Raw genomic sequence first — 15,685 nt, forward strand, 5'->3', positions numbered from 1 at the left:
CGCACATGTCTTAAATAATAATTTTCTCTATATTATGTAAACAAAATTGTACTTCGATGCAAATTTTTATGTTTATCCGCTATAAAACTAGTATAAACATAAAAAAATATAAGAACTACTGAGCAATGTTAAAACATCGTATTTTCTTGTTGAAAATACGATGTTTTCAGGTGAGACACTTTCTTGAGCGAATTCTCCTCCTAGATATGCAACTGTAATTCAATCGGACAATGATCGCTGCCCATAATATGAGGATGAATTGTGGCTACATCAATTTGTGCCTTTAATTGCTCAGACACAATAAAATAATCAATACGCCAGCCAATATTACGCTCACGTACTTTATTCATATATGACCACCATGTATAATGATCCGTTTCCTCTGGATGTTTATAACGAAAAGAATCTACAAAACCGCTCGCCAACAAATCAGTCATTTTCGCACGCTCTTCATATGTAAACCCTGAATTCCCCACATTTGACTTAGCATTTTTTAAATCAATTTCCGTATGTGCCACATTTAAATCACCACAGTAAATAACAGGCTTCTTACTATCAATCTCTTTTAAATACATTGTTAAACGATCTTCCCATTCTAAGCGTAATGGTAGCCTCGCTAAATCACGCTGTGCATTAGGCGTATAAACATTCACTATATAAAAATCGTTATACTCTAATGTAATAATTCTACCCTCTTCCTGAGCATCCTCATCTCCCACTCCATAGCGAACAGATAATGGTGTATGCTTGGTAAATATAGCAGTTCCTGAATAGCCTTTCTTCTGTGCATAATTCCAATATTGCTGGTATCCATCAAGGGCAAGCTCTACTTGGCCAGCCTGACATTTAATTTCTTGTATACAGAAAAAGTCAGCATCCATATTATGGAAAAACTCTAAAAAGCCTTTCCCTAAGCATGCTCGAATGCCGTTCACATTCCATGATATAAATTTCATTTATTCTCCACTCCTTAAAAAAAACGCTCTTCGACAATAGCGAAGAGCGTCACATTATAGATCATCACCGACAATTTTCACTTCTGTCTCTAACTCAATACCAAACTTCTCCTTAACAACACGTTGCACCATTTGAATTGTCGCAATATAGTCAGAGGCAGTTGCATTTCCTTTATTCACAATAAAGCCTGCATGCTTTGTCGAGACTTCTGCCCCGCCTACACCCTTACCCTGTAAGCCACTGTCTTGAATAAGCTTACCTGCAAAATGACCTGGTGGGCGTTTAAAAACACTGCCTGCTGAAGGATATTCTAAGGGCTGCTTGGACTCTCGCTGAAATGTTAAATCAGCAATCTTTGCATCAATTTCCTCCTGTACACCTGTTGCTAACTGAAATTTAGAGGACAACACATAGTAGCCTTTTTTAGCGATAATACTTTGTCGATAGCCAAGGTCAAGCTCTTCTTTGGATAAAGTTAAAATTTCGCCTTCTTTTGTTAACACTTTAGAAGAAACAATAATATCTTTAATTTCACCACCATAAGCACCGGCATTCATGGCCATCGCTCCCCCAATTGATCCAGGTATACCACAAGCAAATTCAAAGCCTGTCAAAGAGGCTTGTGCAGCAAGCTTTGAGACATCCTTAATAAGTGCTCCACTTTGAGCATAAACATGTGCGCCATCAATGCGAATGGCAGCTAAGCGTGAAAATGTAACAACGATGCCGCGATGGCCGCCATCACGTACAACAAGATTGGACCCGTTACCTAACATTAATAAAGAAATATTATTTGTATATGCATAGCGAATAACGGATGCTGCTTCTTCCTCTGTTTCGGGAAGCACGAAAACATCTGCTTTGCCACCTAATTTTGTCATTGTGTATTGTCGTAATGATTCATCCAGCTTAATATTGGCAGGATTAATGCTCTTCGCTAAATCCTTAACCCATTGTTCTTTTGTCATAAGAGCTAATTCCTTTCTAACGTCCTTCTTACTCTACACTAGTATGGATTTAGAACCCCGATTTGACAAGTAAAATGAAGGGTATTTTTATCGCTTATTATCGCTCGGTGTAGAGGCGATACATAATTACTAAAGAAAACGGACAGTCCTTCCAATTTTAAGGGCTCTGTTGGCACAATTAGCTTACATTAGAGCCAATTCGTTGCCCATATTTCAATATTGCGTATAGCTCCCTCTAATGCCTGCCCTTTATCCGTTAAGGAATATTCAACACGTACAGGAACCTCAGTGTATACTTTTCGTTCAACAATCCCTTCCTTTTCAAGCTCTTTTAGACGCTCGGATAATAAACGTCCACTTACAGGTAGTGCAGATTCTATTTCATTGAAGCGCTGTGGGCCATCAAGCAATTGATATAATATTAATCCGGTCCATCGTTTTCCGATTAAATCCATTGCTTTTGCTAGACGAGGACATAAAGTTGTCTCATTCATGATTTTTCACCTCTATATAACCTATTGTAACGATTATTATAACAAATGTAAATTTAGTGTAACTTATGTATTTATCATAATTTACATACCTTTATATATTTAATTACAAAAAGTAACTTATTGAAGTATAGCATGGTTAATGTGTGAAAATGGTTGATAAAATACAGTTCTTTTCTAGCATATGCTCCATTTATCACGATATACATTTATGAACTACTCGCCACTTAGCTACGCTTGAAGTAGGAGCTTCGTGGGAACAGAGCTTACTTGTGAGCGTATGTCTTACCTCACAGCGGTTTCTCTTCTACACCAAGCGATCCCCGTAGTCCCTACGGCTCGATCGGGAAGCTTCTATTTAGGACGACAAAGCTACTTGCCGTAAGCCCTCTGCTAAAATATTTTTACTGGCATTGATGTCTCAGTCATGGTGCGTGTCACAGTTCGAACAAGTCCGTTCACGAACAGCGAGCGCTTTTTTGCCATCTCGATACCCACAGTCACTACAAATTTGGCTGGAAGGAAACCATGTATCAATCTGAATGATTTGTTTGCCATACCATTTCGCTTTGTAGTGTAATTTTGTGATAAAAAGAGACCACAACGCATCGTGGATGAATTTTGCCAGCTTGCGATTTTTAACCAAGCCTTTGACGATCAATATTTCTAAGCAGATGAGATCGTGGTTTTTGATCAGCTCTATACTTAATTTATGGAGAAAGTCATTTCGTTGGTTGGCTACTTTTTCATGCAGACTGGCGACAACGATTCGTTGTTTTTGATAGTTTTTACTTTCCGCTAAGAGGCGACCTAGTTTTTTGGCGATAAGTGCCATGCGAGATAGTTTCTTTTGTGCTTTCGCTAATTTTTCTTCGGTTTGAGTAAAGTATTTGTGATACGGCTTTTTTTACCATTGGATAGAACCAAAAAATCCATCAACCCCAAGTCCCCACCTATCGCAGAATTTTTTTTGGTAAGGGGTGTACTTCAGTTTCACACAAGAGCGAAGCGTAGTACTTTCCTGAAGATGTGCGTGAAATTGTCACAGGTTTAATAATGCCCTGCAGTTGGCGGTGCAATTTGATACGCACTAGACTTTTTACTTTTGGCAATTTCAACGAAAGAAATTTTTATAGGCTTGATCTAAGTTTAGTTGTGCATTGGCTAATGCTAAGCTGTCTACTTCCTTCAGATAAGGAAACGGTTTTTTGTACTGCGCAGGTCTCGGGTAGTGCATCTTTCCAGCGTTATCTTTAATCCGTGCGTATTTTTGGATGCGGTCATGAAGCATCAAATTGTAGATTTTACGGATACAACCAAATGTCTTCGCAAAGAAAAAAGCTTGTTCTTCGGTTGGGTAGAGTCGAAATTTATAGCCTCTTTTGATGATTTGCATGTCCAACACCTCCTATTTCGTACAATTCTACCACTACATTCAGAAAAATAGAACATTTGTTTCTTTTTATTCATTTGATCTAAAAAAATATCGGTTGTCAAGGTGGTTTCACACCACCTAGCAACGCTTGAGGTGGGTGACTTTTAGCTGATTATGTTAAATACCAAAATAATGAATGCTGTTCTTAATATAATTGGGAGCGTCCATACAAGCATATTCCTCACACATAGAAAGGGACAGATGCAAAATTCAGGAAAAGCTCTTCTCTATCAATAAAATAGAATAGAATGGAATGGAAATAAATGCTTTGGCTTTTGCTGATTGTGCGTTTATTTTGTAAAAACTCATTGAATATATAAATTTTTTAATTTATTATTCGTTGTAGAGTGCTGTTTTTAGGGAGGTTTTCTAATGAAGAAATATGCGATTGATTATAGCCATTCTACTATTGGCTTCTCTGTACGTCATATGATGGTTTCACGAATACATGGTACGTTCGAATCGTACAGTGCAGAAATAACGGCAGCTGATATTGTAGAAATGCAGGATGCTGCTGTCACTATTACCATTGCTGTAGCTAGTGTCTCCACAAAAAATCTTGATCGTGATGTCCATCTTGTATCTCCTGATTTTTTTGATGCAGATGTCTATCCAAAGATAGTATTTACCTCTACATATATTGAAAAACTAGATGATCGAAAGTTTGCCATTCACGGAGATTTAACAATTAAAAATGTCACAAAGCCAATCGTATTTACAGCCATGTATACAGGAAACGGTATTAATCCGTGGACACAGGAAGTATATGCTTTCCAAGCAAAGACGAAAATCAACCGCCGAGACTTTAATTTACTTTATAATACAGCTCTTGAAACAGGTGGTGTATTAATTAGCGAAGATATAGATGTTGTTGTAGATTTAGAGTTAAACCCACTTTAAGTAATATTTATCAAAACAAAAGGAGAGCAGCGATTGATTCGCACTCTCCTTTTTAAAACTTATAAGCATGTTATAAAATATCTTTTAGAAAAAATAAACAACAAAATATATGGATTTTTTCATTCCTTTGACTTTGGAAAAGGAGCTTCGATAAGCCTCCACTGAGGTACATAGCAATAATATTAAATATTGTAACAAACAAATGCAGATTTTCACTCATAGGTAATATTATTAACATGAAGAGTGTTGTAATGATGATACAAACAGACGTAAAAATAGCCTACTTCGTACCTAGTTTCATTAAGTTCATAACACACCTCCACATATTATATGTTTTGGTTATTTTACTTTAGTTAATTTTACCCTACTATCTTTGTATCATACGTATTAATTGATGCTAAATAATCCTAAGCAAAAGCCCCTCTTTTAAGAAAATTCATTAAAAGAGAGGCTTAACTATTGCTTACATTATTTAATTAAATATTTTGCAAAACCAGCTTCTGTATCTTCTAAATATTCAATATTGCTATCTGCGGGAATTACCTTTTTAGCATCTTTTGCAGATAGGTAGACAACCTTTGCATTGGCTGGGAACGGTACAAATGACCAGTTATTATCCGCAGCAGGGTTGATTGTTTTTGTTGCCATAATATAATCAACAACTGCTTGACGATTTTCATAAGCATAGCTTGTTACATTCGAGCCGTCAGCATTTTTGAAGGTTGCACCATAAGAGCCACCAACACGATAGTTGTTTGTAATAATGATAAATTCTTGGTTTACATCAATTGGCTTACCATTATACTGAACATTTTTAATACGGTTTGCATTTTCATTTATAAGATTGCCACCGCGATCATATTTTGCTGGCGATGTGACATCAATTTGATAAGTTAGACCATCTAACACATCAAAATTATAAGAGCGTGCTTCTGGATCAATAATATTTTGCTCTTCTGTTTTATTCGAATCAATTGTTGTAAAAATACCAGCAGCCATTTCTAACCATTCAACCGCTTGCGCACCTGTTACTTTAATTGTGGCAACAGTATTGTCGTAATGATAAATATCTGCCATATTTTTAATAGCAAGTGGTCCTACAGGAATATTTGTATAGTCTAGCGGGTTATTACGTGAGCCTGCTTTGAACGGTGCACCTGCTGAAAGAAGCGGTGTATTTTCATCAACAGTCCCCTTTAACTCTTGTTCAATAAACCATTTCTGTGCCTGTGTGACAATTTGAATTGAAGGATCATCTTGCACCATTGAGAAATAACTATGAATCGGTGCAGTTGTTTCCCCAACAGGCTGTCGAATGTACGCTAAAGTTCCTTCATGTGCTTCTTTCACAGCACCTAATACTGTTTTAGATGGCTGTAGATCTTCTTGTTTAATTGACTGTAGAGAGCCTTTGCCATCTACTACAATCCATTTTGAACCTTGTTGTTCTAGTTTTAGATCAATAACACCAAGATGGCTACCATAGCTACCTGCCATAACAGTAGGAACACCATTAATTGCCCCTTTTTCTTGATCTACATTTTTCAAATCTTTGTAATCACCTGGGAATGTTAAATGAGAATGTCCTGTAATTAAAGCATCAATACCTTCAATTTCGGCGATTTGGTAGCCTACATTTTCCGCACCCTTCACATACGTATCCTCACCAATGCCTGAATGTGAAAGAACAACAATAATGTCTGCTCCAGCCTTCTGCATGTCTGGTACTACTTCTTTAACTGCTTCCACAGGCTCCTGCATATCAACTTTTCCAGCTAAATGAATGGCATCCCATTCAATAATTTTCGTTGGAACAATGCCTGTTACACCAACTTTAATTGTATGCTTATTTCCTGCATTATCTACTACATCTCTATCAAGAATAATGTACGGTGTAAACATACGCTCTTTTGTTTTGGCATAGTACGTATTAGCATTTACGACTGGATACTTTGCATCATTTAATACTTCATCTAAAAAGTCTAGACCATAGTTAAATTCATGGTTTCCTAAAGTGCCAGCATCGTATTTTAGTGCATTAAGTGCTGCAATAGCTGGATGAACTTCGCCTGGTTTTAACACATTTTCTAGTGCTTTATAAGAGCCTAATGGCGTTCCTTGAATCAAATCCCCATTATCAAATAGTAATGTATTTGGATTTTTAGCACGCGCCTGCTCAATTAATGTCGCTGTATTTGCTAAACCTAATTCAGATGATTCTGCATCTAAATAGTAATTGTAGTTCGCTAAATTTGTATGAATATCTGTTGTTCCTAAAATCTGAAGATCTACTGATACGCCAGTTGAAGACGCTTTATATTCTGTTACAAAGCGTTCCACAATACTCTCCATTTGTTCCTTTGTCACATAGTCACGGGGGCGAATGGTATGATCCTCAAACGCTTGCAAAATGTTTGCTGCAACAGCATTTGCTAAATCTTGTTTATATGTCTCTGCAATTTGATCTGCATCCTTAAATTGCTCTAAAACAGTAAGAGAAGCGTTTTCACTCACTAGTCCACGGGCGGAGATCACGAATGCCTGCTGACGTGTTAATTTGTCATTTGGCCCAAATGTAGTTGCCGTTTTACCTTTAATAAGTTTTAATTGGACAGCCTTTTCTACATAAGGTGCTAAATTTTTAGAAACATCGGTAAAGGCAATAGAAGAACCGTCACCAAGCTCTACATCTAAGCTTTCTACTAAATTTTTTACATAATCTCCGCGTGTTACATTATCAGCTTGCGCATTGGCAGATAATCCAAATGGCAGAAATGCAAATAAAACTAGTAGCACTGCTAAGAATTTAGTTATTAATTTCTTATTCATGCAACAACCTCCCTATTCATCTAATGTTTTCCTACAAATCCTATTATATTAAACAACTTGTCGTTTTTGGTGAATAAATAGTCCTAATTATATGTATTTTTAAAAGAATGGGGATTTACATTTACGTAAAATAACAGATTATTATTATTCCCTTGTCTCCTTCTTAATATGATGTTAGTAAATGTAAATTTCAAATAACGAATGAATACCAATATGTCTGACCTTTATACCCCGCCATACCTCTGTTTACTAACTAAAAAAGCTCCCTCCAATTGGAGAGAACTTTTATTAAAAAATATTTTTTATGCATTAACAGTTTGTAGTGATTGAGCTACTTTTTTTACTTCTTCTAGGCCATTTGCAATAATTTCTTGTGCTTTATCCGGTGAAGCATTGTGACCTTCAATAATGACTTCATCAATAATTTCCATACCGAATACGCCAGCCACTACGTTTTTGATGTAGTTTACTGACATTTCCATTGGCTGAGCTTCTGGTGATGAATAGTAGCCACCACGAGCATTTAGAATAATCGCTTTTTTGTCAGTCATTAAGCTAATTAATTGACCATTTTCACCATATTTGAATGTGAATCCTGCTTGGTATACGTAGTCAATAAATGTTTGTAGAGGGGCTGGAATTGTTAAGTTCCATAGTGGGAATGCAAATACAACTAAATCAGCTGCAGTTAATGCATCCATTGCTTTTTGTTTTGCAGCTAATAGACGTGATTCGATGTCTGTTAACTCTCCACCATTTTGTACTTTACCAAATGCATTGAAAAGGTCTTGTCCAAAATAAGGCATATCTTCTGCAAATACATCAAAAGTTGTGACATTCACGCCTTGTACATTTTCCATAAATGTATCATACATTTTTGTTGAAATACCGTCTGGACGGTTGTTAGCTTTTATTACTAAAACGTTCATTATATAAATTCTCCCTTAAAGTGCATAATTTAATATCTCGAATTCGAGATGTATATTTATCTTAAAAAATTTCATGTAAAATGTCAACGCTCCCTGCCTCATACTTTTGACTGAAATACGTTGCTGCTAACATGCTATTTCTAAAATTTACAGCTATCGTCTGTACAAATACCACTATCTTCAGAACCAGCCATGGTTAATTTTGGTTGTAAGCCCTCTTCCTCAGCTACTTTGCGCAATGTTTCCTCAAAAACCTGTTGTGGCTGTGCACCTGATATACCATATTTACGATTTAAAACAAAAAATGGTACACCTCGTACACCTAACTGTTGCCCTTCCTGAATATCCGCTTCTACTTCATCTTTAAACGTATCTGCTACAAGAACCTTTGCTACTTCCTCACGCTGTAGACCCACTTGTTCAGCGATAGTTAGTAATACCTCGTCTTGTCCAATGCGCTTACCTTCAATAAAATGACTGTGTAAAAGTGACTCCACAAGCGCTGTTACATCCCCTTGCTGTTCTGCCCATTTTACAAGACGATGTGCTTTTAGTGTGTTCTCTTCCATCAAATCGCTAAAATCATAGTTTAAGCCTACCTCTTTAGCACGTGCTGTTACGCCTTCTGTCATTTCCTGCGCTTTTTCCAAAGACATTCCATACTTTTTCGCCAATGATTCATAGACCGTAACATTTGAATCTACTGGTGTTGTTGGATCAAGTTGATAGCTTTTATAGATAAGTTCTACCTGCCCATCATAACCCATATCCTGAATTGCCTTCTCTAGCTGTTTTTTACCAATATAACAAAATGGACATACATAGTCAGACCAAATTTCAATTTTCATAACCCACACCCCTTTTGTTACATTGTAACGATAGAGTAAATCGCAAGGCAATTTTTATGCCTCTTGCATAAATGTTCAAGCGAACCTACATACTGAACATAAAAACATTGTGAGGGTTATCTATGACACAATCTCTTTGGGTCGCAACATCTGAATCTGTCTCCCTATCGTCGCTGACTTCATCCATTACTTGTGATGTCTGTATTATTGGTGGTGGTTTAACTGGATTATACACGGCCTATACTTTAGCAAAGACAGGCGTTGATGTAGTATTACTTGAAGCAAATACTCATTTTGGTCACGGTACAACTGGTCATTCAACGGGAAAATTAACAGCGCAGCATAGCCTTATTTATGCAAATCTTTTAGAAAAGCTTTCGTTGGAGGAGGCAAAACTCTATTATCAGCTCAATCAGCAAGCCATTGATAGGGCAAGACACTTACTTCCTCAAGAAAGTGTGCGACAAGTAGATTCATTGCTATACTGTCAAACAAAGGAAGGCTATGCGCAATTATTAAAAGAGTGGAATGCCTATAAGGTATTAAATATTAAATCAACACTTACTTCTGAAACTGAGCTACCTTTTCCCATTACAAAAGCATTAAGTATGTCTCAGCAGGCTCAAATAAATCCGATAGAGATTAGTAACTTTCTTGCCAAAGAAGCACAGTCTATGGGAGCAAGACTTTATACAAATACACGTGTGCAGCAATTAAACATCTCACAAAACAACTTATATACCGAAAAAAACATGTCAGTTCAATACAATAAGCTTATTTTGTGCTCCCATTATCCAATTGAGGCATTTAAAGGGCTTCAACTTTTTAAACTATCCAATAGTCGCTCTTATATGGTAGCGAGTAAAATCTCTGAAACCATGCAGGGTCAATATTTATCTGTCGACTTTCCTTCACGTTCTATTCGAACGACTACCATTAAGGATGAGCATTATTTAGTATTAGGAGGAGCCAATCATATTGCGGGGGAAACAGTTCATACAGAGCCCTATTATGAAGGGATTACGAATGAGCTAAAAGAACATTTTGAGCAACAGCCACTTTATCGTTGGTCTGCTCAGGATATTGAAACACCGGATATTGTGCCATATGTGGGGAGAATTACAAATTCCTTACCAAATGTACTAATTGCTACAGGCTATCGCAAATGGGGTATTTCCAATTCCTTTGTAGCTGGTGATATTTTATCCTCATTAATCACTGGTGCACGAAGTGAGGAGGGCGCTATTGCTCTTTATTCACCATCACGTACAAAATTCGGTGCTCAATTTATGCAAATGCTGAAAGTCGGTGGCTTTGTTGCAAAGGAATATATCGCTGGCTACATGAAGCATGCTGCTGCCCCAACCTGCACGCATTTAGGCTGTAAAACAAAGTGGAATAAGGCTGATGAAACATGGGATTGTCCATGCCATGGCTCACGCTTTAATGCCAAAGGCGAGGTGCTGGAAGGTCCTGCAGTGCAACCGTTAAAGCTAGATTAAAAAAGAGGTTGCCCTATAGACAACCTCCTTCACATTATTTTAAAGCTTCTGTTAATACTGGTACGATTTGCTTTTTACGAGACACAACGCCTGGTAATACAACACGACCCTGGCTAAGCTCAGCACCAAAGCCTTTTGCAGCTGCTTCTGCTACCTGCCCAATAGCAATAGCTGTAGAATCATTGTTTAAAATATCTGTTACAACGAAGAAGAATAAATCTAAACCATTGTCAGCAACATTTTTATTTAATAATGCTTCTAGTTCCTCTTGACGATTAAGCACATCATTAATATCCACTGCATTTACTTGCGCCACAACGGATTTGTACTCACCGAATTGGAACTCTTTAGCATCTAATGATAAGAGATCTTCTAAAGATTTATCAGATAGATCAGCACCTGCTTTAAGCATAGCTAAACCATACTCAGCAGTATCTACTCCAGCAATTTTTGCTAGCTCTTCACCAGCTTTTACATCCTGTTCTGTGCAAGTTGGTGATTTGAAAAGCAATGTATCGGAAACAATTGCAGATAGCATTAAGCCTGCAATATTTGCTGGGATTTCAATATTATTTTCTTTAAAAATTTTATTTAATATTGTAGCTGTACAGCCCACTGGTTCTGCGCGATAGTATAGCGGGTCTGCTGTTTGGAAGTTGGCAATACGATGGTGGTCGATTACCTCTGTAATTTGAACCTCCTCAATTCTATCCGCTGATTGTTGGAATTCGTTATGGTCCACAAGTATAACCTTGTCCGCTTCTCCTGCTATAGATGCGATTAAACGAGGTGCTTCAAAGCCGAATTTATCCAGCGCAAATTGTGTTTCATTATTAACATCTCCAAGACGCACTGCCTCAGCCTCTTCACCTAGTTGCTGCTTTAAATAGGCATATACAATAGCAGATGTGATTGTGTCTGTATCTGGATTTTTATGTCCAAAAACTAAAACTTTACTCATTGAATCAATTCCTCCTAAAGTGACACTTACATTTATATTTTATTTTATCATACATATTATTGAAATACGATGGGATCAATGGCAGAAAGATGTCTTTTGTCAAGCAAGTGATTTCCATTATGTTGGGCACGCCCATTCCCCACCTTACTGCAAAAACGTGACTTCTTCCCCTGTGCACAAAGCTAAAAGTCCCATGGCCATGTTATCTTTCAATACCAAAGTCATAATAGACAAAACAAAAATATTAAAGATAGCATGAGTAGGTGTAGAAGTCTTCCCTTAATAACAATAAAATCTTCACATCTACGCTACCTTAATATCCGAGTTTGCAAATAAGCTATATATATATTATAACTTATTTGAGTACTATTTCATATATCTTTCTTCCAATTTATGATTTCCCTAATTATCTATCCTTTATTTAACATTTAATAGTAAAAAATGCATCTTTTTTTAAAGTAAATTAGTATATATAGATATTTAGTTGGGTTTTATATTTAAGTAAGCATAATTTTATGCTATCATCAAATAGTCTATATTTTTAGATATACAAGAAATGGGGATTACGATGATAAAAAAGATGGAAAAAAAGTATATTCCTTTAGCAAATTATTTTGAAGTAGCCTTACAACAAGAAATCACACTATCCTTTAATGAAGTAGAAAATATTATGGGACAATCCTTACCAAATGCTGCATACTTAAATAAAAGCTGGTGGAAGAAAACAAAGCCCCCTCTTTCACACTATTTGTCATGGACAAATGCAGGTTATTATGTCATTGAAGTGAAACTCGGTAATAGTGTAACGTTCTCACGTACACAAATGAAGTCTACTGAAAGTAATGTTTCTGAAAATGAAGAAAATCCATCTGCATATATAATTCGAGGGATTGAAGCATCAGACGCCAGATCGTTTATTCACTTACAGGAAGAAATTCTTCAGCAAACCGATTTCATGTATAATGTACAAAATGAATTAAATTTAACAGTGCAGCAGCTACGTAAAAATTTAACCTATTGGAAACAACTGAAAAACCGCACAATATTACTTTGTGTATTAAATGGTATTTTTGCAGGCTATGCTGTGATACATGGCTATAAGCAATCAAAGGTACAGCATGTAGCTTCTGTGCGTGTAGCAGTAAAAAAAGAATATCAGCAAAAAGGCATTGGCTCTGCCTTGATGAAAGCAGTTGAAAACTGGTCTAAACAACGTAATATTTCGCGACTAGAACTATCTGTTATGGAGCATAACGAAATTGCCTTACATCTCTTTAACAAACTAGGCTTTCAGCAAGAAGGTATTCGACAAAATGCTATAAAATTAAATGATTATACCTTTGTTAATGAGTATAGCTTAAGTAAAATGATATAATTCACTGTTCCTAGATAGATGTCTAAATCATATTTGGACATCTTTTTATATATTGAAAAAACGCATAGAACCGTGTGGATCACACGTTATCTATGCGCGGTTGTTTGTATTAAAATATTTGCTTCTCCCTAGCAGTGTCAAGGAATAGTACATTACTCTCTACTTGCTCATAGGATTGTTGATAGTTTTCATATTGAGCCTTATCTTGACTAATCATTTCCTCTATCAAAGCATGCAAGAATGACACTAAAACAGGAGCAATATCCAGAGAAGAATGATTTTTTGTGCCAAGCGCAAATAATGCACTAGCATATTCTCGAATAGGGGAAAATGCAGAGCCTGTGATGACAATAATTTTTGCCTTTTTCATCTTGGCAATTTCAACGATTGTTTGAATATTCTTTATCTGTTTATCAAAAGTGAATACGATTAATGTTGTATGCTCACCCATACTATTGATTTGTTGTAAAATACCATCAGAATTTAAACGCAACTCTTTAATATTTGAACGTAGCGTTTTTAATGTGTGCGATAGCCAATCCGCCATCGAAGTAACCTGATGAGTACCTAAAATATAAATATTGTCTGCCTCATGCATCCATTTTGAACTTTTTTGAATAAGCTTATCATTAATAAATTGAATCGCTTCCTCAATATTTTGACTATCGCCTTGCATAACCTTCCCAAAGCTAGATTGACTTAACTTATTAGCAGTATGTGAACGTTGTAAATGCATTCCATCGTTTTGAGATATCACATAGTTTCTTACTTCTTCCTGAAGCTCTACATAACCCGAAAGATCCATGGCATAACAAAAACGAATAACAGTTGACTCACTTACATTTGCCATCCTCCCCACTTCTGCTGCACCATTAGCAATAACAGTTGTGGGATTGTCCATTACAAATTGTGCTACTTTACGCTGCCCCTTTGACAGTCTTACAAACCTTTTCTTTATATCCTCTTGAATACTCATATCTAACAACCTTTCTTTCAATGACCTTATCACGAACAGGAGATTGTTTCCTACTGCCTCAGAATTCGATTAGCAATACAGTATCATGATTACAATTTGAATACAATGACTTTTCTGAAAAAACTTTAGCGCTTCAACCTGCTAATACGATAATACGCTTTAATCCTTGGATTATACGCATTTGTAATTTCAACAAATTTATGAACGAAATAAAAAAATGCCCTGAATCATTTATTTATGAGACAGGGCACTAATGATGTTATGACTATTCTAATTCTAGTTGTTTGGTTTCTTTCCCTAAGAAAACTACGCCTATAACCCCAATCATAATTGCCACACAGAAAATGGCAAAGATAAAGCCGATTGTATAGCCTGCTGTTAATAAAAAGCCTACTAACAGCGGTCCAAAAATACCTCCAATACGCCCAACGGCTGCTGCCATCCCCGCCCCAGTTCCACGAATAATAGCTGGGTACTGTTCAGGCGTATAGGCATAAAGAGCACCCCACGCACCTAAGTTAAAAAATGATAAAAACATACCTGAAGCTAATAATATACTGAGCGTTTCTGCATTGCCAAAAATAGCAGCACTGATTGCTGTACCTATTAGATAAGAAACTAGCACAAATTTTCGTCCAATTTTATCGATAAACCATGCTGCCGTAAAATATCCTGGTAATTGAGCTAATGTCATAATAAGAACATATTTAAAACTAGTAATCATATCAAAGCCCTTACCAACCATGACACTTGGTAGCCATAAAAACATACCGTAATAGGAGAATACAACCGTAAACCATAATACCCATAGCATTAATGTAGAACGCGCATATTTCTTCGACCACACATCTTTTATATTTTGACCGATACTACGTTTCTTGGATTCTTCCTTCACCGTAAACTGTGGGGAATCAGGTAGATGCCAGCGAAGATAAATGGCATAGAAAGCTGGAAGTGCTGTTAATATGAGTGCTACTCGCCATCCCCATGTTGGAATCACAAAGTAGGAAATCAATGCCGCAATTAACCAGCCTGCTGCCCAAAAACTTTCCAGTAAAACGACGACGCGTCCTCTTTCTTTTGCTTTTACACTTTCAGATACTAATGTCGAGGCAACCGGTAATTCTCCCCCTAGTCCCATCCCTACAAAAAAACGTAGTATTAAAAAAGCTACTAACGTTGTTGTAAAGGCAGATAAACCACTTGCTACTGAAAAAAGTACAAGTGTCCACATAAAAATTTTCTTTCGCCCTACTTTATCAGCAAAAACACCGAATACTAGTGCACCTACAGCCATTCCAATTGAATTAACACTACCAATCCAACCAGATTGGCTCGGTGATAGTCCCCAATCAGCTGCCAATGCTGCAATCACAAAGGATAATATCCCAACATCCATTGCGTCAAAAAGCCAGCCTATTCCTGCTACACCTAAAAGCTTATTTCTCGAAATAGTTTGTTGAGATTTATTTGTTCCTATAGTATTTGTTGTCATCCTAACCACCTGTCTTTAC

Annotated in this window: 12 protein-coding genes and 1 pseudogene; 3 read left to right on the plus strand and 10 right to left on the minus strand. The window is 36.7% G+C overall.

Features of this window, described 5'->3' with window-relative positions; translation table 11 throughout:
* Nucleotides 1-200: 200 nt before the first annotated feature.
* From MHB44_RS20890 to MHB44_RS20905, 4 genes and pseudogenes are all read right to left on the minus strand, one after another.
* The gene (locus tag MHB44_RS20890) at nt 201-956 is read right to left on the minus strand and encodes an exodeoxyribonuclease III (RefSeq protein ID WP_341300710.1); all 756 of its coding nucleotides are present in this window, start codon (nt 954-956) and stop codon (nt 201-203) included.
* A gap of 54 nt (nt 957-1,010) precedes the next feature.
* Nucleotides 1,011-1,925, minus strand: coding sequence for a UDP-N-acetylmuramate dehydrogenase (murB, locus tag MHB44_RS20895; protein ID WP_341300711.1), 915 nt, complete (start codon nt 1,923-1,925; stop codon nt 1,011-1,013).
* Between the two features lie 188 nt (nt 1,926-2,113).
* Nucleotides 2,114-2,419, minus strand: coding sequence for a helix-turn-helix domain-containing protein (locus MHB44_RS20900; protein WP_053996935.1), 306 nt, complete (start codon nt 2,417-2,419; stop codon nt 2,114-2,116).
* 418 nt (nt 2,420-2,837) lie between these two features.
* A pseudogene (locus tag MHB44_RS20905) lies at nt 2,838-3,812 on the minus strand (RNA-guided endonuclease TnpB family protein).
* Nucleotides 3,813-4,223: 411 nt separating this feature from the next.
* Between MHB44_RS20905 and MHB44_RS20910 the strand changes: the two are divergent.
* Nucleotides 4,224-4,751 (plus strand): YceI family protein, encoded by a 528-nt coding sequence (locus tag MHB44_RS20910; protein ID WP_341300712.1) that lies wholly within the window; start codon nt 4,224-4,226, stop codon nt 4,749-4,751.
* A gap of 468 nt (nt 4,752-5,219) precedes the next feature.
* Here MHB44_RS20910 and MHB44_RS20915 read toward each other — a convergent pair whose 3' ends face one another.
* The 3 genes from MHB44_RS20915 to MHB44_RS20925 form a co-directional block, all read right to left on the minus strand.
* Nucleotides 5,220-7,580: a bifunctional 2',3'-cyclic-nucleotide 2'-phosphodiesterase/3'-nucleotidase gene (locus MHB44_RS20915; RefSeq protein ID WP_341300713.1), complete on the minus strand. Its 2,361-nt coding sequence runs from the start codon at nt 7,578-7,580 to the stop codon at nt 5,220-5,222.
* Nucleotides 7,581-7,882: 302 nt separating this feature from the next.
* Nucleotides 7,883-8,509: an FMN-dependent NADH-azoreductase gene (locus tag MHB44_RS20920; RefSeq protein ID WP_341300714.1), complete on the minus strand. Its 627-nt coding sequence runs from the start codon at nt 8,507-8,509 to the stop codon at nt 7,883-7,885.
* 140 nt (nt 8,510-8,649) lie between these two features.
* Entirely contained in the window at nt 8,650-9,357 is a 708-nt protein-coding gene (locus MHB44_RS20925; RefSeq protein WP_341300715.1) for a DsbA family oxidoreductase, read from the minus strand.
* Nucleotides 9,358-9,479: 122 nt separating this feature from the next.
* Here MHB44_RS20925 and MHB44_RS20930 point away from each other — a divergent pair, with 122 nt between their 5' ends.
* Nucleotides 9,480-10,859 (plus strand): FAD-dependent oxidoreductase, encoded by a 1,380-nt coding sequence (locus MHB44_RS20930; protein WP_341300716.1) that lies wholly within the window; start codon nt 9,480-9,482, stop codon nt 10,857-10,859.
* A 34-nt stretch (nt 10,860-10,893) separates the two neighbouring features.
* On the opposite strand, the gene MHB44_RS20935 is transcribed toward MHB44_RS20930, so the two are convergent.
* Nucleotides 10,894-11,820: a manganese-dependent inorganic pyrophosphatase gene (locus MHB44_RS20935; protein WP_341300717.1), complete on the minus strand. Its 927-nt coding sequence runs from the start codon at nt 11,818-11,820 to the stop codon at nt 10,894-10,896.
* Between the two features lie 568 nt (nt 11,821-12,388).
* On the opposite strand from MHB44_RS20935, the gene MHB44_RS20940 reads away from it, so the two are divergent.
* The gene (locus MHB44_RS20940; RefSeq protein ID WP_341300718.1) at nt 12,389-13,195 is read left to right on the plus strand and encodes a GNAT family N-acetyltransferase; all 807 of its coding nucleotides are present in this window, start codon (nt 12,389-12,391) and stop codon (nt 13,193-13,195) included.
* Between the two features lie 109 nt (nt 13,196-13,304).
* Here the strand turns inward: MHB44_RS20940 and MHB44_RS20945 are convergent, their stop codons facing one another.
* The gene (locus MHB44_RS20945) at nt 13,305-14,171 is read right to left on the minus strand and encodes a MurR/RpiR family transcriptional regulator (protein WP_341300719.1); all 867 of its coding nucleotides are present in this window, start codon (nt 14,169-14,171) and stop codon (nt 13,305-13,307) included.
* 265 nt (nt 14,172-14,436) lie between these two features.
* Entirely contained in the window at nt 14,437-15,666 is a 1,230-nt protein-coding gene (locus MHB44_RS20950) for an MFS transporter (protein ID WP_341300720.1), read from the minus strand.
* Nucleotides 15,667-15,685: the final 19 nt, after the last annotated feature.

It is taken from the genome of Lysinibacillus sp. FSL H8-0500 (assembly GCF_038051955.1).
GTDB lineage: Bacteria > Bacillota > Bacilli > Bacillales_A > Planococcaceae > Lysinibacillus > Lysinibacillus macroides.